The organism is Chryseobacterium gallinarum (assembly GCF_001021975.1).
Taxonomy (GTDB): Bacteria; Bacteroidota; Bacteroidia; order Flavobacteriales; family Weeksellaceae; genus Chryseobacterium; species Chryseobacterium gallinarum.
In genome coordinates this window covers 480151-497896 of sequence record NZ_CP009928.1, presented here as the reverse complement: position 1 = coordinate 497896, position 17746 = coordinate 480151, and the positions used below count along the sequence as shown (strand labels likewise).

General features: G+C 37.3%; 19 protein-coding genes. 6 read left to right on the top strand and 13 right to left on the bottom strand.

What is annotated here, in order from left to right; translation table 11 throughout:
* The first annotated feature begins 27 nt into the window (after positions 1–27).
* Positions 28–876: a carboxypeptidase-like regulatory domain-containing protein gene (locus OK18_RS02290; RefSeq protein ID WP_053326959.1), complete on the top strand. Its 849-nt coding sequence runs from the start codon at positions 28–30 to the stop codon at positions 874–876.
* 89 nt (positions 877–965) lie between these two features.
* Here the strand turns inward: OK18_RS02290 and OK18_RS02285 are convergent, their stop codons facing one another.
* Positions 966–2921, bottom strand: coding sequence for a TonB-dependent receptor plug domain-containing protein (locus OK18_RS02285; RefSeq protein ID WP_053326958.1), 1956 nt, complete (start codon positions 2919–2921; stop codon positions 966–968).
* Positions 2922–3154: 233 nt separating this feature from the next.
* On the opposite strand from OK18_RS02285, the gene OK18_RS02280 reads away from it, so the two are divergent.
* Positions 3155–3688 carry a hypothetical protein gene (locus OK18_RS02280; RefSeq protein ID WP_053329270.1) on the top strand — a complete coding sequence of 178 codons (534 nt, stop codon included), beginning with the start codon at positions 3155–3157 and terminating at the stop codon, positions 3686–3688.
* A gap of 91 nt (positions 3689–3779) precedes the next feature.
* Positions 3780–4916 carry a cytochrome-c peroxidase gene (locus tag OK18_RS02275; RefSeq protein WP_053326957.1) on the top strand — a complete coding sequence of 379 codons (1137 nt, stop codon included), beginning with the start codon at positions 3780–3782 and terminating at the stop codon, positions 4914–4916.
* Between the two features lie 89 nt (positions 4917–5005).
* On the opposite strand, the gene OK18_RS02270 is transcribed toward OK18_RS02275, so the two are convergent.
* From OK18_RS02270 to OK18_RS21420, 8 genes are all read right to left on the bottom strand, one after another.
* On the bottom strand, positions 5006–5359 hold the full coding sequence (locus OK18_RS02270) for a cupin domain-containing protein (RefSeq protein WP_053326956.1): 354 nt from the start codon (positions 5357–5359) through the stop codon (positions 5006–5008).
* Between the two features lie 6 nt (positions 5360–5365).
* A complete protein-coding gene (locus OK18_RS02265; RefSeq protein ID WP_053326955.1) occupies positions 5366–5791 on the bottom strand; it encodes a DoxX family protein in 426 nt (141 codons plus the stop codon).
* A 158-nt stretch (positions 5792–5949) separates the two neighbouring features.
* Entirely contained in the window at positions 5950–6741 is a 792-nt protein-coding gene (locus OK18_RS02260; protein ID WP_053326954.1) for a helix-turn-helix domain-containing protein, read from the bottom strand.
* A 340-nt stretch (positions 6742–7081) separates the two neighbouring features.
* Positions 7082–7672 carry a hypothetical protein gene (locus tag OK18_RS02255; RefSeq protein ID WP_156173205.1) on the bottom strand — a complete coding sequence of 197 codons (591 nt, stop codon included), beginning with the start codon at positions 7670–7672 and terminating at the stop codon, positions 7082–7084.
* 142 nt (positions 7673–7814) lie between these two features.
* Complete coding sequence (locus tag OK18_RS02250; protein WP_050020455.1) at positions 7815–8210, bottom strand: DUF7674 family protein; 396 nt, start codon at positions 8208–8210, stop codon at positions 7815–7817.
* Positions 8211–8261: 51 nt separating this feature from the next.
* On the bottom strand, positions 8262–8393 hold the full coding sequence (locus OK18_RS21825) for a hypothetical protein (protein WP_262483483.1): 132 nt from the start codon (positions 8391–8393) through the stop codon (positions 8262–8264).
* Between the two features lie 82 nt (positions 8394–8475).
* Complete coding sequence (locus tag OK18_RS02245) at positions 8476–8832, bottom strand: DUF7674 family protein (RefSeq protein ID WP_050020015.1); 357 nt, start codon at positions 8830–8832, stop codon at positions 8476–8478.
* Between the two features lie 6 nt (positions 8833–8838).
* Positions 8839–9003, bottom strand: coding sequence for a hypothetical protein (locus tag OK18_RS21420; protein ID WP_167336347.1), 165 nt, complete (start codon positions 9001–9003; stop codon positions 8839–8841).
* Positions 9004–9514: 511 nt separating this feature from the next.
* Here OK18_RS21420 and OK18_RS02240 point away from each other — a divergent pair.
* From OK18_RS02240 to OK18_RS02230, 3 genes are all read left to right on the top strand, one after another.
* Entirely contained in the window at positions 9515–10528 is a 1014-nt protein-coding gene (locus tag OK18_RS02240) for a nucleoid-associated protein (protein ID WP_050020017.1), read from the top strand.
* A 211-nt stretch (positions 10529–10739) separates the two neighbouring features.
* A complete protein-coding gene (locus OK18_RS02235) occupies positions 10740–11702 on the top strand; it encodes a hypothetical protein (RefSeq protein ID WP_053326952.1) in 963 nt (320 codons plus the stop codon).
* 192 nt (positions 11703–11894) lie between these two features.
* Positions 11895–12665: a cyclase family protein gene (locus OK18_RS02230; protein ID WP_053326951.1), complete on the top strand. Its 771-nt coding sequence runs from the start codon at positions 11895–11897 to the stop codon at positions 12663–12665.
* Between the two features lie 282 nt (positions 12666–12947).
* On the opposite strand, the gene OK18_RS02225 is transcribed toward OK18_RS02230, so the two are convergent.
* The 4 genes from OK18_RS02225 to OK18_RS02210 are packed head-to-tail and all read right to left on the bottom strand — an operon-like array spanning position 12948 to position 17744.
* A complete protein-coding gene (locus tag OK18_RS02225) occupies positions 12948–13700 on the bottom strand; it encodes a succinate dehydrogenase/fumarate reductase iron-sulfur subunit (protein ID WP_053326950.1) in 753 nt (250 codons plus the stop codon).
* A 13-nt stretch (positions 13701–13713) separates the two neighbouring features.
* Positions 13714–15630 carry a fumarate reductase/succinate dehydrogenase flavoprotein subunit gene (locus OK18_RS02220; RefSeq protein ID WP_053329269.1) on the bottom strand — a complete coding sequence of 639 codons (1917 nt, stop codon included), beginning with the start codon at positions 15628–15630 and terminating at the stop codon, positions 13714–13716.
* A 10-nt stretch (positions 15631–15640) separates the two neighbouring features.
* Positions 15641–16297, bottom strand: coding sequence for a succinate dehydrogenase cytochrome b subunit (locus OK18_RS02215; RefSeq protein WP_050020021.1), 657 nt, complete (start codon positions 16295–16297; stop codon positions 15641–15643).
* A gap of 16 nt (positions 16298–16313) precedes the next feature.
* Positions 16314–17744 (bottom strand): anion permease, encoded by a 1431-nt coding sequence (locus tag OK18_RS02210; RefSeq protein WP_050020022.1) that lies wholly within the window; start codon positions 17742–17744, stop codon positions 16314–16316.
* Positions 17745–17746: the final 2 nt, after the last annotated feature.

Sequence of the window (17746 nt, the reverse complement as noted above, 5' to 3'; positions counted from 1 at the left end):
TTGAGAATTGGGCATAAAAATATACATATGAAAATAAAGTTTATCTTTTTTTCTTTATTACTATTCAGTTTTGCAAATTCTCAGATTATTTCTGGAAAAATTATTTCTAAAGAAAATAATCAAGTGATTCCTTATGCGAGAATTGGAATTGAAAATGAAAACAGGGGAGCACTTACAGATGAAAATGGAAATTACAGTATTGACTTATCCAATATTGATACATCTAAGAAAATAATCGTTCAGTTAGGAGGTTATCTTTCTTTTGAACAAATTGTCAAAGATTTTATCAATTCAAACAATCATACTATTATTCTTAAAGAAAAAGTCAACGAAATTGCTGAATTAAAAATAAGCCCAAAAACTTTTGAAAGTAAAAATATTGGAGTCAAATCAAAAGCAAAAAAAATGCTTTACGGGTTTAGCTCGAATGGTTCTAATCAGGCAGTTTATAGGGAATTTGCAATCCCATTTTCAAATAAAAAAAGGTTGAAAATTGAGAAAATCCATCTTAATATAGCAAAGTTTAAAACCGATAAGCCTATAGTTCTCAATTTCAATGTTTACTCTAATAAAAATAAACAACCTGCAGAGTCTATTCTTTTGGAAAACCTTACCACAGAAATAACGGAAGATAAAATTATAGACGGGACATTTACTTTTGACCTAAATAATTATTCTGTTTGGGTTGATAAAGAAGATTTTTATGTCTCTGTACAGGTTATGAGTGGGTTTAAAGGTGATTTTGGCTTTAGTGCGGCATTATTGAGAACTGTTTTTGAAAGAACTTTTTACAGCAATTGGGAAAAAATAACGGCAGGAAGCCCGGCCATTAATATTGATGTAAGGATTGAAAAAGAAAAACGGCCTGCAACATAATATACTAGATATAGAAATGTATTTTTAATTGCCGGAGCTATAAGCTTTTTCTACTTGTATTCTGCTGTTTTGTCTGTTGAGAACCTGGATTACAATTTCCATTTTAAAGAAAGATTAACCACCCTTCCGTCTATAGGAGCCCATAGCGGATTAAAGGTAGGGTTACTGATATTTCCCGTATACAATGCTTCTTTACGGCTTTGTCTGTAGTCTAAAAGGTTTTCACAATTGAGAACAACAGTAATATGATTTCCGATCTCTTTAGAAACCATCGCTGCCATAAATAGGTAAGAAGGTGTTTTGGTATAATCCATCCTGTATTGCTGCCCTGTAAAAGAAGCCTCCACTCCAATTTTACATCCGTCTTCAAGTTCCTTTATCGTAGTCATGGCAAATCTGTGTTTCGGTGTAAGTGGAATGAACTGGTTATCCTGAAGAAACGTATATTTTGCCATCGTGAAAGTGTAGCCTATATAAAACTCCCACTCATCAATATCTCCTTTGATATAGGTATCAAATCCTTTCGATACAACGGGAGAAGCTTCGTTGATAAAGAAAACCTGATTATTCTGATCAGTATGCCCTATAACCGGACGGTTGATATAGGTTAAAAAGAAGGCCTGATTGATAAACAGTGCATCCCCATTGTCCAGTTTCTTTTTATAATTAAATTCCAGATTGTAGCCCACAGATTTTTCAGCCCGGGTATTTTTCATATCAATTGGACGGATATTTTCCAGGGAATAATCTATCATTTGTGGTGCTAGAGCATTGGGTACTTTGTATCCCAGCCCGATTCCTCCTCTTGCTGCCCAATGGCTGTCAAAGTGATAAATAGCTGCAATACTTGGCAGAAAGAAGCTTCCGTAATTGTTGGTGAAATCATTACGAAGTCCGGTTTCTACAGTCATTTTATTAAATTTCAGCGTATTCTGCAGAAAAAGCCCAAAACTGTTGTTCTCAAATTGCGGAACCTGGAAATACATAAAGTTTTGAGGAACAAATTTGCTTCCCTGAAAATCAGCACCCAGCACCCAATTCATATTTTTCATAGGCCGGATGTAAGTAAGCTCTGAAAAATAGCTGTTTTGTTTAGCGTTCAGAAAATTATCATTGCTGCTGAACTTCCTGTTGAAATTGCTTAAACTGTTTTTAAACTCAATTTTAGAATCGTCATTCAGTTTTTGCTGGTACAATATTTCATAGGTATTTCTTTGCAGCTTATTTTGTTCAAAATATTGATGGATATTATCAGAATTTCCTTTAATAACCTGCATATCACCACCTACATTTTTATCAAAACTTCCACTCCAGCCCAGGCTGATAACGGCGTTTTCAGATGGATAAAAAAACAGTTTGGGATGAATTACTAAGGAACGTACCTGTGGTACATCCGAAAAGCCGTCTTTATCCACATCCTTTGCATTTTGATGAGTAACACCGCCAAAGAATGTATAGCCGATCCAATGGTGCCTTTTTGAAGCGAAGAAATTAAGATTTTTTTCATCAAGAGTAGAATAGTTAACAAGAGCAGTCAATTCCTGTTTTGCAGCCGGTTTTCTTGAAATCATGTTAACCAGTCCACCAATAGCCCCACCACCATATAATGTGGAAGCTGACCCTTTTATTAATTCGATCTGCTGTAAATCAAGAGGAGGAATGTTCAGTAAACCTAATCCGCCGCTGAATCCGTCAAACAGAGGCATTCCGTCGCGCAATACCTGGGTGTAACGACCATCAAGACCCTGGATCCTGACATTAGAGTTTCCTGATACTGCACTGCTTTGCTGGATCTGAACTCCGCTGATATCACCAATGAGACTTCCGATACCTGCAGGTTTAATCCCGCTTTCCTCAGCCATTTCTTCTTTTCCTAATATTTCTACTTTTTGCGGCGAATTTTCTGCCTTTTGCGTAGTTCGGGTAGAAGCAATAATAGTAACTTCCTCAATGGCATTTTCCTGAGTTTTAAGAGTGTCCGTTTTCTGTTGGCCAAATGCCGGTACAGTGCTTGCCAGGGCAATAGGCAAGATGAGCTTTTTCATTGGATAATTTTGTGTAAAATTAAAATTATTCAAAACTCTTTTTTTCAAAAGGACTTAAAATTTGCTTAAAATTAAGAATTCATATATGTGATGTTTATATAAGCTTGATTTTTACTCCTTTTTTGTATAAAAAAACGTTTAATCTCAATGTTTACCGGGTTTTTAATTGCCCTGATTTTATCATATTGATGTATATTTATCCCTTCAATTTTATCTTCGGAAATACAAAATATATGAAAAAGATTATCGGTATAATAAGTTTGGCAGTATTGGCGAGTTGTAATAATTCTGGCAGTAAGGAACATCAAAAAGATGAACTGAAAGAAGAAAAGGCTTTATCCAAAGAAAAAGAGTCAGAATCTTCCCAGGACAGAATTTCTAAAGAAGAAGCTGTAAAGTTGGCAATGAAACAATTTGATGCCTATTTACCCAAAATTCTTAAGACTTATGATGGAGTCATTGATCTTCAGGATCCTCATGTTGGGGATTTTACCGGGGATGGGATAGAAGATGTAGCGATTTACTGGAATATTGCACCTGAAGGTGGAAATGCTCTGATAGGACAGGGATTATCATTATATAAAAATGATGGACATAAAGTGAAGGTGATCGCCGGATATGAACCGGATTACCTGTTTGCCTTCGATACTATCAAAAATGGAAAAATCATTGTAGAAAAACTGGAGTATGCTGAAGATGACGGGAGATGCTGCCCTTCGATAAAGACTAAACATGCCCTTACCATTTCGGGGAGTAAAGCGTATTAAATGGAAGTGATAATCTGGATAAGATCATTTTTGATAATTAAAACATAATTTAGCTGATTATGAAAGATCAGCAAAAGCAGGTTAAAAACAAATGAAAGACAGATATCTGGCTCTTCTGGCTATTGCCGGAATCGTATGTTTACTGAGTTATACTTCTAATGATCCTACAGGATATACAATGGAAGAACTTCGTGATTTATATAGCAGTGGAGACCCGTCCAAATGGCCGGCACCACACTTATTTAATGAAGCTAAAGAAGGTTTTCAGGATATAGGTCCTTTACCTGAGATGAAATTTCCTGAAGATAATCCTTATTCCGAAGATAAAATGGAGCTTGGAAAAATGTTGTTTTTTGATCCGAGATTGTCCGGAAGCGGACAGATTTCCTGTGCCAGCTGCCATAATCCTGAAACCGGCTGGTCTGACGGAAATCGTGTTTCTTTTGGCCATGGCCGGCAAACCGGCACCAGAAATGCTCCTACTATAGTCAATATTGGATATGCCAGAACTTTTTTCTGGGACGGACGTGCTGCAACACTGGAAGAGCAGGTAAAAGGACCCATAGAAAATCCTGTAGAGATGAATTTTCACATGTCATTGGCAACGAAAAATATTAAGGATATTAAAGGATATAAGCCTTTTTTTGTGAAAGCTTTCGGAAACGAAGAAGTGACTGAAGAAAAGATTACCAAAGCAATAGCCACCTTTGAACGTTCTTTGAAAAGTCCGCCCTCGCAATTTGATCAACTGGTTTCCGGGAAAAAAGATGCCTTGACAGACTCCGAATTGAACGGCCTTCATTTGTTCCGTACCAAGGCCAATTGCATAAATTGCCATAACACACCCTACTTCTCTGATCAGAAATTCCACAATTTGGGTCTTACCCATTACGGCAAAAAGTATCAAGACCTTGGCAGGTATCTGGTTACCCAAAAAAATGAAGATGTGGGAAGGTTTAAAACACCGACACTCAGGGAAGTGTCTGGAAACAAGCCGTACATGCATAACGGGCTTTTTCCTGAACTGGCTAATGTTATCATGATGTATAATGCAGGAATGGGTCAAGAAATACCGGAAGGACACCAGATCAACGATCCAAAGTTTCCGCATAAATCTGCAATGATTGAAAGGCTTAATTTAACGGATGAGGAAGTTTTTGATATCGTGGCCTTTTTAAAAACCTTAAATAGCTACCAATACAAAATACATCCTCCGGAATTACCATAGCCTAATGAATAATTATAAAATCCCGGTGAAATGGAATACCCTAAAAAAATGTCTGTTTTTTAGGGCATTTTATTTTGTAGTAGGCAATACTACAGAATTTCTACTTCCTCCGGTACTATAAAAAGAATCATACAGCCTTTCTCGGATTGTACAGAATGTTTAAAATTTGGAGGTGTGTAGAGATAATCCCCTTGTTCCAGATGGGCACCAGCGATAATGGCTTCACCTTCCATTATGAATAATTCTTCCCCGGCAGGATGATTGTGATAAGGATAGCCAGCTCCTGGCTCGAATTTTAAAAGAATGGTAGTAGACCTGTTTTTTTCAGGGTCAAACTTTAAAGATTTTACAAAAATTCCTTCATAGTGGATACCTTTTTCAATTAAAGGCTGCCATTCTTTCTGTTCTGTTTTTACGATGTAATCGTGGATGTTGGTGTTCATAATATATTAATTGTTATTGTTGTATAAATTGTCCAGGCTCCATGGATAGTTGGAAAAAGTACTCAGCAGAAATGCACCTGCACTGAATGTGAAAACAGAATAATCCAGAGGTTCTTTAATACCATAAGAAATACTCATTGCAACGGCAAACAGTAAAGTGAGAATGGAAGCGCATAAAGCTGTCTTTTTTACCTGATATCCCAGAAGCAGAAAAATTCCTATTGAAAGTTCAGCAGCAGTCGAAAATATGGCAATAGAAGAAGCCCATGACGATGGAAAAAATGAGTTCGTTTCAGCAGTATAATCTACAAATTGTTTCCATCCGGAAGAATGAGTTCCCCAAAGGTTCAGTCTGCTTGCCACAGCTGATAAAAATCCGAAAGCCAATGTTATTCTCAATAAAAAAACAGCGGTATCCTGTTGCGTTTTCATACCTATAATTTTTAGATTTTAATTACAGTACAAAGTTCAGGTAAAGCTGCTGCCTGAAAAATAGACAATTCCGGGAAAAACATGTAATATTTAGATGAAGAGAGTGTTGAAAAGTGGTATTGTGAATCGGTTAATTTTAATAATTTTCCTGGCTGATTTTAAATTTCTTTTACAGCTTTCTGATACTCTTTGGGAGAACGCGAAGTATGTTTTTTAAAGAAATTCGAAAAGTAAAAAGGATCATTAAAGCCAAGCTGGTAGGCAATTTCCTTTATTGTGAACTTTTCATAGAGCAAAAGTCTCTTAGCTTCAGAAATGATAAGGCTGTAGATCACATTCTGGGCAGTTTTATTGGTGTGCAACTTTGAAACCTCATTCAGTTTAGCTTCGGTTGTTCCCAAAAAATCTGCAAAATGAGAGACCTGGTAATTGTTTTTGAAGTTGTCCCTCACACTTTCAAGGAACTTTAAGAATAAAGCATCCGGTTTCCAGATCTCATCACCACTGGCAATTTTGCTCCGGTTGATTTCTACCAAAAGCAATTCAACCAGAGAATGTGTAGAGATCAGGTATTGGTAAGGTTGTTCCAGAATTTCTTTTTCAATGGTGTTTAGTGTTTCCGTAAAAAAAGAAGGGTGTCGTACGGTGATCATTTCATTCATTCCGAAATGACAAAAAAGTCCATTGTGAAAAATAAGCTCAATATCACTGTCACTTTTACAGAAAAAATCCAGTGTAAATTCCAATGCTGTAAGTTCTCCGTCTATTGATTTCAATTGATGAAACTGCCCTGAGGTAATGGTTACAGCCTGACTGGTTTTCAGAACAAAAATATTTTCGTCAATCAGGATTTCAGCACTTCCCTGATTGCACCAGAATAAAGTGTATTTAATGACCCGTCGTGGTTCAGGATGTCCTGTCTGATCAGAATATTTTCTTATTTCAATCATATTTTTACTTCTGCGAGATGCTGAGATTATTCAATACTTAAAAGTAATTAAAATTAATGAATGATTATATTTCTTGCAAAATACTTACGTTCGTATGGTCTTAAAGTAAAATCAAATGAAGTACTCTAAAATTATTATCGTTGTAACCCTGTTCCTGTTTCAGTTAGAAGCAGTCGAGGAGAAACCAGAGGCCATATTAATAAAGCTTTTACGAAATTAAAGCAGGCAACGCTTTACTGCTATTTTATGCACAGACAATTGAAAAGGTGTTTGTAGGAAATAAAAAATAATCACCCAAAATCAATCTATTTTGGGCGATGTTTATATAGTAATCTGCTGATTACAGTTTTTGATAATAATACTCAATATTACTCCATAAAACCTGATCTTCAGATTTTGTCATATCAGATGGGGCAGTAAAAAGTGTTCCGAACATATTGTCATATTCAGTAGTCCCAAAAGAGGTATTCTGAACTATTGTCAGGCCATCCCCATTATTTCTGGATTCACGTTTTATGTATCGTAATGTTCTTTTCAAAGTAAAAGTAGCATTCTCTTTGTTAAAATCTCCTATATAGCCAGATGTATTGTTGCTTATTAATACCGAATCGTTGACGATTTTAATGTTATACGTTACATCAGCTGAGTTCCCGGCCACTAATTGTATGGAATTGTTTTTCAGATTAAGGATTATTTTCTTCCATGCCGGCTCTTTATACATGCTCCAATAGTTGTTCAGATAAGATTCTTCAGGCATAGATTTACTGCCGGATGATCCTTTGTAAAGGATGATTCCTTTTACAGCATAGCTTTTGTATTCAAATTGATACACTTCTTTATCAATCGGTCTCGGATCGTCAATTGTGCTGTCATTATTTCCACATGAGATCAGCGACAGTGATATCAACGCAGCATAAAATGGGTATTTCATCGGTACTTTTTTACAAAAATAGGGGTTTTTGCACGTAATAGTGAAATAGAATAAAGTGAAAGCTGCCTGTAATACAGCAAAGGCGGAAAAGTAAAAAAGGCGAAAGGTAAATTTAATTACCTTTTCGCCTTTTGTTTTTAAATTATTTCCCAAAGTACATCTGATCCTGTTTCTGCTGTTCATTATAAATAATCTGAAAGCTTACAGGCATATACTGGTAAAGAAGTTTCCAATGTTGGATCTTGGCATGTTTTTTAAAACTTTCAAAAGATCTTACAAAGAGATTTTCAATCACGGTTCTTACATAGGAATTCCCATTTCTGTAGATCCAGTCCATCAGTTTGATATGATGGGCAATAATATTGATCTTGGATTCCTGCAGCAGGTCTTTCAGATAATTAATGGTAGCCTGTATAACACCCGCAAAATTGTCTTGAACAGACAGCTGCGTGATTTCATTGCGAAGTGGCGGATAGAAAAATTTTAAGTATTCAACAGCTATTTTTTGATTAATAGTTTGCATTTGTACTTTCATCATAATTAAGAATTTTTCAAACACTTTTTATTGCAGCGAAATGTATACCAAAATTTACAGACAGGCTGCAAAAATAAATACACCGGCAATCACGGCGAGATGAATAAGTAATACCTCTGTATTATGCCTGTTAGTCGTGTTTTTCCATGTTTTCCAGTCTGAAATCCTTCTGATTTTCGTTTTCATAATCTATTGATTGTGAGTTATTTTTAATTTTGTTTAATTTAAACGCTTTGTAATGAAACGGGTGAAAAATGTAACAAAACGTTTATATGCCATGACTGTAAATTTGTCTTGAATAGGTGTTCCTGAGATTATCAGAAATATGGCTGAAAATCATTTTCCTGTATTCTTTACTGCAAAATACGGTACAATTGTCCAGTGAACAGATAAAAGTATTTTCAATTGCATTCTTTAATACAGGGTCTCCGTCAGTATAAATTTTGTCCATTTTTTGTAAACTTCTGAACAGAAGATTCCTGTCATTCTGGCGGATCATATTTTTAATACGGTCCGTAAAAGTCCGGATGATACTGTACGAGTTTTGAATTGTAATGTTTTTTACTTCATTTTCAAAATCGGGAACCACTTCTGTGATTTCCTGTACGGCTTGTAAATAGTTCATAGTATATTAAATATGGTTTTGTTCCAACAGTTTGATGAAGGCTCCAAATAGGAAGATGATTAAAAAGGCGATAAAGAGAAGATGATAAGGTTTCAGCCATTTTGGGGTTTGTGGACCTCTGCTTTTTAATCTTCCTAATTTGTCTATGCGGTTCAATGTCTTCAAGTCCATTTTTTTATGTTTTGAAAATGATGATGCCAATGGTATACCTTTGAATTTGATTGTTGTTTAATATATTGATATTCAATTATTTTTATACTTTTTGATAATGGTTTTAATTGGAAAAAGCATTTCAAAATGATAAGGATTTTATCAAAATGAATATGAAATATGAAGAGGTAGTAAGGTATGCTTCAGAAGAAACAATTCATTGTTTCCATTCTTTGCTCACTTACAATGAATTATATTTCTTTGCGTCTATTTTGAAGGAACTCCCAATAAGATTTTAACATAAAGATTAGGAACCTTTTTGATGAACCACAAAAGAATTATAACACTTAAGTTATTGATCAGCTTAGTGAACTTTTCAGCTGTATTATTTTCAACTTGTAAGGTGAAAGTGTTTAAGAAAATAAAAACTTTTGTGTCTTTTGACTTCGTCGAATCTTCGATTTGGAGTTTAAAAAATTCAGTTTCATGGGAAGGATAGAATGAATATCTTTGCAGTCCAAATATTCAGAAAATGTTTTCAAAAATAATAGTACACAGAGTAGGTAATAAGATCAACGGAGATTCTTTAACGCTTTCCCAGGAGGAATTGAAGCTGGAGGAAGGAATGGCAGAACTGCTGGAGGATTACTTTTTAGGATCATTCAAATCAGAAGAGACTTTTCATTTTTACAGTGATACCTATCTGGTGAACAACCCAGTTTACAGCGCTGTATCTGAAATTTTTGATGATAAATCCAAATTTATATGGGAATCTGAAAATATCGCAAAACACCTTTTCGAAGCGGCTGAAAATCCCAGGGTTCAGAGTGGGGAGTTGTTTATTGTACTTTTTGAGGATGAAAGTGACCGTCCGGATAAGGTAGATAAAATCGGGATTTTCAAAACTGAAAAAAGGGAATCCTTCCTTAAGATTAATCCTACAGAGGAATCTTTTGACATTGAAAAAGATCAGGGAATCGGTTTGTCTAAAATAGATAAGGCAGCATTAATCTACAACAATAATAAAGAAACAGGATATGTACTTTCCGTAGTGGATAACAACAAAAACGGGGATATGTATTACTGGTTTGAAGATTTCTTAAAAGTAAAACAGCGTGACGACGAATATTTCCATACCCAGGAAGCTTTAATGGTGTATAAAGATTACATCACCAAGCAACTTCCCCAGGAATTTGAGGTTTCAAAGGCTGATCAGGCAGATTTCCTGAATAAATCAATTAACTTCTTCAAAGAAAAAGAAGAATTTAAACTGGATGAATTTGCTAACGAAGTATTGGGTGACGAGCATGTAATTGAAAGTTTTGTGAATTTCAAAACAGATTATGAACAGGATATGCAGGTGAATATTGCTGAAGAATTCCCAATTAGTGAAGCTGCGGTAAAAAAGACTCAGAGACACTTTAAAAGTATCATCAAATTAGATAAAAATTTCCATATTTACATCCATGGAGACCGGCAGAAAATTGAAATGGGAGAGGATGATAAAGGGAAATATTACAGGCTTTACTTCGAGAAAGAAGTATAATTGAAGAGCTTTAGAGAGTTGGAAGCCGGAAGAAGTTATGAAGGCCATAAGGACTGCTATTTATTTTTTTATCTTCTTTTAGGTAATATTAATAAGGTTGTTGACGGTCAGTTATGATAACGGAAAGTAACTTCCAGCTCCATCTTCCCTCTTCCAGCCCATAATTAATAAATAATATCATAACTTTATTGCTGTTTACAAAACAGGAGTTATGAAATTTATGATCATTTTCTGGGGAATTTTCCTTTTCTTTTTCTGCGTACCCTTCCCGATTTTCATTTATATGATGACGGAGGATCTTGCAACAGAACCGAGAAATTCATTGGCTGTGAGCTATGGATACCTCGGTTTTTCTTTATTGATATGGTTGTATATTCTTGCGTTTTTCGTTAATAATCTTTTTATTAAAACTTTTAAACAGAAAAATACCATTCACTCTATTCTGAGAAACGGAATCCCGAGGGAAGCAAAAGTTATCCGTTATCAGCTTCTGAAATACATTCCCAAAACCAATATGAATGTCATTCAGATTGTTCTTTCATTTCCCAATCTTAGAAATACGATGATTGAGCATGAAATGATGTTTCACGATTCCAAGCCTCAGGAGAAAAGATTCGATGCTGGTAATACCGTAAAGGTGTTGCTGAACCCCGATGTATCCCAGGAACCCTATTTTATTTTAAATGATCAGAAAGTAGGATTCAATACTTCAGGGATGATATTAAGAACAGCTTTTATCATATTATTAATTGCTTATATTATCGGATTATACTATTATTTCTACATGCGGGAATCTTTTGATTTTGGCTGGAGGTTTCTTACTTTCATGCATCCGATTATTTTCAGTGGATTCATGACGCTCATTTATGTATTGGTCTTTCAGCTGATCGTGGGTAAGTTCTTTAAAAATAAAAATGAAGAACGTATTCTCTTTGGTGGAAGAAATGCAGAAGCCCATATTCTCAGTGTCAGTGAAACAGGGGTTACCATTAACGATCAGCCGCAAATTATGTTTCAGGTGAGCTTTAAAGATTTCAGAGGAAATGAACACATAGCAACCTATAAAAAAATTGTAAGTCTTCTGAACCTTTCCTCTGTGCCCAAAACGGGAACTATAGAGATTATGTATGATGAAAATGATCCCGGGAAAATTATGATTCCGAAAATATTTTAAAAGGTCAGAAGCTGGAAGAGGGAAGTTATTTTCCATTATAATTACTGATCATTCACATTATCAATTTAAAATTTAAAAAAGAGAAAAAGCTATGCTTTATGACTTCCATAACTTCCAGCCTCCCTCTTCTAACTCAGAAACCTTTATTCAAAACGAGCATTATTTGTTATCTTTATTCCCAAAGCCGATCCTATGAAAACAACCATTATCGATTTATCCAAACCTATTCAGTACAATGCAGGAGATCCTTGGTTTATGAGAGTGAAAATTAAACATAAACCTCACAGGAAATCCCATTGGCTGATCCGTTTGGCTTTGAATCTTCCTTTCAGGCTTTTCCCTAAAAACTGGACAGGATGGGCAGATGATACAATTAAAAATATGGGACTTCATGCCACTACTCATATTGATGCACCCTGGCATTATGGACCCGTAGTAGAAGGAAAACCCGCGAAAACAATCGAACAGATTCCTTTAGAATGGTGTTATGGAGATGGTATTGTCATAGATTGCAGCCACAAGGAAGATTTTGTCGCCATTACAGTAGATGACCTTAAAAAAGATCTCCACAAAAACGGAATTACTATTCAGGAAGGAAATATTGTTTTAATCAGAACTGATCGGGACAAGTTAATGGGAACTTCAGACTTTGTAGAAAGGGGCACCGGAATGAGCCGTGAAGCTACGGAATGGCTGATTGATCAAGGGGTAAAAGTAATGGGAATCGATCAGTGGGGTTGGGATCTTCCCTTGAAATTTATGGCTAAAAAAGCAAAAGAACTGAATGACCCTGAATATTTCTGGGAAGGTCATCGCGTAGGAATAGAAAAAGAATATCTGCATATAGAACAGCTTACCAATCTCAAGGCACTGCCACCTTCAGGCTTCAAAGTCTGTGTATTTCCGTTAAAGATTGTGGGTGGTTCTGCAGCTCCGGCAAGGGTAGTGGCCATGATGGATTAACAAAAATCGATCATGGACAAAACTTGGTGATATTTTAGGAGATGTAGTGGATATGCATTTACTTAGAAAGAATCAATGAAATTGATTCCATCTTTTGCGCCCTTGAAATATAAGACAATGTGCTAAAAACTTTGCATTACATTAAATTTCACAAATTTTAGCAATATTTTCCTCAGCTTTTGAGACTGATCCATAAAAATTCATTATAAAAATAGAAAGAGCAAACCTGCATTTGCAAATTCGCTCTTTCACATAGCATCATTTTTAGCATTCTTCCTTTACTTATCCTTTTTTATTGAAAAATAGGGCTCTGTTGTATTCAAAATTCATCCTGGCTATATTCAGTACGGAAATTCCCTGAGGACATTCCACTTCACAGGCTTCGGTATTGGAACAGTGGCCAAATAATTCGGCATCCATCTGGGCGACCATGTCCAGAACACGTTTGCTTCTTTCTTCCTTTCCCTGAGGCAGGAGCGCCATATGGGTGATTTTGGCAGAGGTAAATAAAGCTGCACTTCCGTTTTTGCAGGTGGCAACACAAGCGCCACAACCAATACAGGCTGCGGAATCAAATGCTTCTTCTGCGGTTTGATGAGTAACAGGAATGGCTGTAGCATCAGGGGCCTGGCCGGTATTTACCGATACAAAACCTCCGGAAGATATAATCCTGTCGAAAGCAGAACGATCCACCTTTAAATCTTTTTTTACCGGGAAAGCTTCAGCTTTAAATGGCTCTATCAGAATAGTTTCACCATCTTTAAAAGACCTGAGGTGAAGCTGGCAGGTTGTTGTATGCTTTAAAGGGCCATGGGCAATGCCGTTGATCATCATTCCGCACTGTCCGCAGATTCCCTCGCGGCAGTCGTGATCAAACTCTACGGGTTCATCACCTTCAATGATCAGTTTTTCATTCAACGTATCCAGCATTTCCAGAAAAGACATGTGAGGGTTCAATCCCTTGAGGTCGTAATTCACCAGCTTTCCTTCACTTTTTCTATCTTTCTGTCTCCATATTTTAAGATGTAAATCCATAATTTTTGTTTTTCTATTTATAACTTCTTACCGTTGGCTGAATTTCTTCAAAGATTAAAGGTTCCCTGATCAGTTCAGGTTCGCCATTTTCACCTGTCCATTTCCATGCAGAGATGAATTGATATTCCGCATCATTTCTCATGGCCTCGCCATCGGGGGTCTGAAATTCTTCCCGGAAATGTGCACCACAGGATTCATTACGGGTTAGCGCATCATAGCACATTAGTTCACCTATCTCAAAATAATCGGCAACGCGGCCTGCTTTTTCCAGTTCAGCATTCATTGTATTGACCTGTCCGGAAACCCTTACGTCTTTGTGGAATTCCTGTTTTAGTTTTCTGATCTCCTGAATGGCATATTGTAATCCTTTTTCATTTCTGGCCAGCCCGCAATAATCATACAGTAACTTTCCTAATGTTTTATGGAAATAATCAACGGTTTTGGTTCCTTTGATATTCATTAAATCCTGAATCTGCTTTTTAACCGCATTTTCAGCCTGTTCAAACTCAGGGGTATCCGGGGAAATTTTTCCGGTGTGAATCTCATCTGCTAAATAATTGGCAATAGTATAAGGGGCAATAAAATACCCATCTACAGAAGCCTGTAAAAGAGAGTTAGCTCCCAACCTGTTGGCTCCGTGATCTGCAAAATTGGCTTCACCTAAAGCAAACAGTCCCGGAATGGTAGTCATTAATTCATAATCTACCCAGAGTCCACCCATAGAAAAATGGGCAGAAGGGGAGATCATCATGGGTTCTTTATACGCATCATATCCGGTAATTTTGAGATACATATCGAATAAATTTCCATATTTTTCTTTGATTTTTTCTTTTCCCTGTTCCTTAATAGCCTTTGAAAAATCAAGATACACGGCATTTTTCAATGGGCCGGTTCCGTAGCCTGCATCTATTCTTTCTTTTGCTGCACGGGATGAAATATCTCTGGGAGCTAAGTTCCCGAACGCAGGATACCTTCTTTCCAGATAGTAATCTCTTTCATTTTCCGGAATGTCATTCGGGGCTCTGTTTTCATCCTGTTTCGCAGGTACCCAGATTCTTCCGTCATTACGCAATGATTCGGACATCAATGTTAATTTGGATTGATAATCTCCGGATTGCGGAAGGGAAGTAGGGTGTACCTGGATCCAGCTTGGAGAGGCCATTAAGGCTCCTTTTTTATGAGCTCTCCATATCGCAGAGCCGTTACATCCCATGGCTAATGTCGACAGATAATAAATCTTTCCATAGCCTCCGGTTGCTAATATGACAGCATGGGCGGCATGTCTTTCAATTTCTCCGGTATCTAAATTTCTTACGATAATTCCTCTTGCTTTGCCGTCAATAATGACTAAATCGAGCATTTCATGTCTTGAAAACAGCTGTACGGAACCTTTTCCGACCTGTCTCATTAAAGCCTGATAGGCTCCCAGAAGCAATTGTTGTCCGGTCTGTCCTCTGGCATAGAAAGTACGGCTTACCTGAACTCCGCCGAAAGACCGGTTATTAAGATAGCCACCATATTCCCGGCCAAAAGGTACGCCTTGAGCTACGGCCTGATCGATGAGGTTTAAAGAACATTCTGCCATCCGGTATACATTGGCTTCACGGGCACGGAAATCTCCGCCTTTTAAAGTGTCTGCGAACATACGGTAAACACTGTCCCCATCATTTTTATAATTTTTGGCAGCGTTTACACCTCCCTGTGCCGCTACAGAATGGGCTCTTCTGGGGCTGTCCTGAAAGCAGAACGATTTGACGTTATATCCCATTTCCCCCAATGAAGCTGCTGCAGAACTTCCTGCCAGGCCTGTTCCTACTACAATAATATCAAGTTTTTTGCGGTTGGCAGGATTGACCAGTTTAGCTTTCTTTTTATAGTTATCCCATTTTTGTTCCAACGGGCCTTGTGGTATTTTTGAATCTAAAATCATAATGAGGTTTTTATTGGTAAGTAAAAAATACATAAACAGGCATCAGGGCAAAACCTAAGCTGATGATGATTGAATAAGCAATTCCTACGGTTTTGAACCACTTTACAAATTTAGGATGGTATAACCCGAGTGTCCTTACGGCACTGTGTATCCCGTGGATCAGGTGATAACATAGGGCAACCATGGATATTACATAAATAATCACATACCACCATTCTTTAAACACCGTTACAACAAGGATATACAGGTCCTTGTTTCCATTTTCATCAAGGGGTGGATTTCCAAATTTGTAGATATACCAGAAATTTTGGAAATGGATGACCAGAAAGATCAGGATCAATGTTCCAAGAATACCCATATTCCTGGAAGCCCATTGGCTGGCTCTTCCGCGCTTGTCATTCTGGTAAACGCCACCGGATTTTTTATTTTTCAGGGTAATCACCAGTCCATCTACAGCATGAAGAATGATACTGGCATACAAAATATAAGAAACTATTTTGATGATGATATTTCCTGATAAAAAATGCGAATAGGCATTGAATTGCAGATGAGCCTGATCCCGGGGAAGAAAAAGTTGAAGATTTCCGAGGAAATGAATCAACAAAAAGAATCCCAAAAAGAGCCCTGTAAGGCACATTAGCATTTTTCTTGACAATGTTGATAACATAGATTTGATTTAATAATTAATAATATCCTAAAACTTTCATCCATAGACCTCCTACAACCATATAGATGATTAATAATACAATTCCTATTTCAAGCCCCCGAAGCCACCAGGCTTTCAGGTCAACGTATCCGCTTCCGAAGAATACCGGGGCAGGACCATGGCCGTAATGGGTAAGCACCCCATAGATTGACCCCATGAAACCGAGCATCATAGCTAATAACATAGGCGGTATCCCAAGAGAAACTCCCACCCCAAGTAATGCTGCATACATGGCCGCTACGTGAGCAGTAGCACTTGCGAAAATATAGTGACTGAAGAAATAGACCACAATAATAACCGGGAAGGCCACCTGCCAGTTCAATCCTCCGATCTGAACTTTAATAAGGTTACTGAACCAGCCAATGAAGCCCAATTCATTCAGAGAGCTTGCCATCATTACTAAAACAGCGAACCAGACAATGGTATCCCAGGCCCCTTTTTCACCTTTTACATCTTCCCAGGTTAACACAGAGGTTAATAGCAATAAAGTTAATCCGATGAATGCTGTAGTGGTGGCATCAATAGAAAGCGCTCCCCCAAAGATCCATAGGAATAAAAGAATGAAGAAAGCCAAAAGCATCAACCATTCATTTCTGGAAATAGGTCCCATTTCTTTTAATTTCTGAGCTGCCATTTTCGGAGCATCTCCTGTTTTTTTCAATTCAGGCGGATACAGTTTGTATAAAACCAAAGGAACGACGAAGAATGCAACCAGCCCCGGAAGAAATCCCGCTGCAGCCCAGGACATCCAGGTAATATCAATACCAAGGTTGGCAGCAAATTTCTGACACATGGGATTACTCGCTGTTCCTGTAAGAAACATGGAAGAAGCGATGAGGTTCATATAATAGCTGTTCAAAGTTAAAAATGAACCGAGTTTTCTATGGGTTTCAGGCTTTTCCGGAACGGAATCAAAGCTGATAGCCATAGATTTCATAATAGGATAGATGATTCCTCCCCCTCTTGCGGTATTACTTGGAATAGCAGGTGCCAGGCAAACATCAGCAAGTCCTAATCCATAGGCTAATCCCAATGAACTTTTTCCGAAAACCCTGATAAATAAAAAGGCAATGCGGTTTCCTAATCCTGTTTTAATAAATCCTCTGGCAATAAAGAATGAAATTCCGATCAACCAGATCACCTTATCTCCAAATCCGGAAAGTGCTTTGGTGATTGATTTTCCGGCATCTCCGGGAGCCACAACCTGTGTAAGCGCCGTAAATCCTATGGCCATCATACACATGGTGCCCATGGGAGCTGCCTTTAAAATAATTCCTAGAATGGTTGCTGCAAAGATGGCGAACAGGTGCCATGCATTCTGGGCAACTCCTTCCGGTGCAGGAATGAACCAGATGATTAATGCAACGACAAATGTAATCGCAACGTTTTTGATATTAATTTCTTTCATGA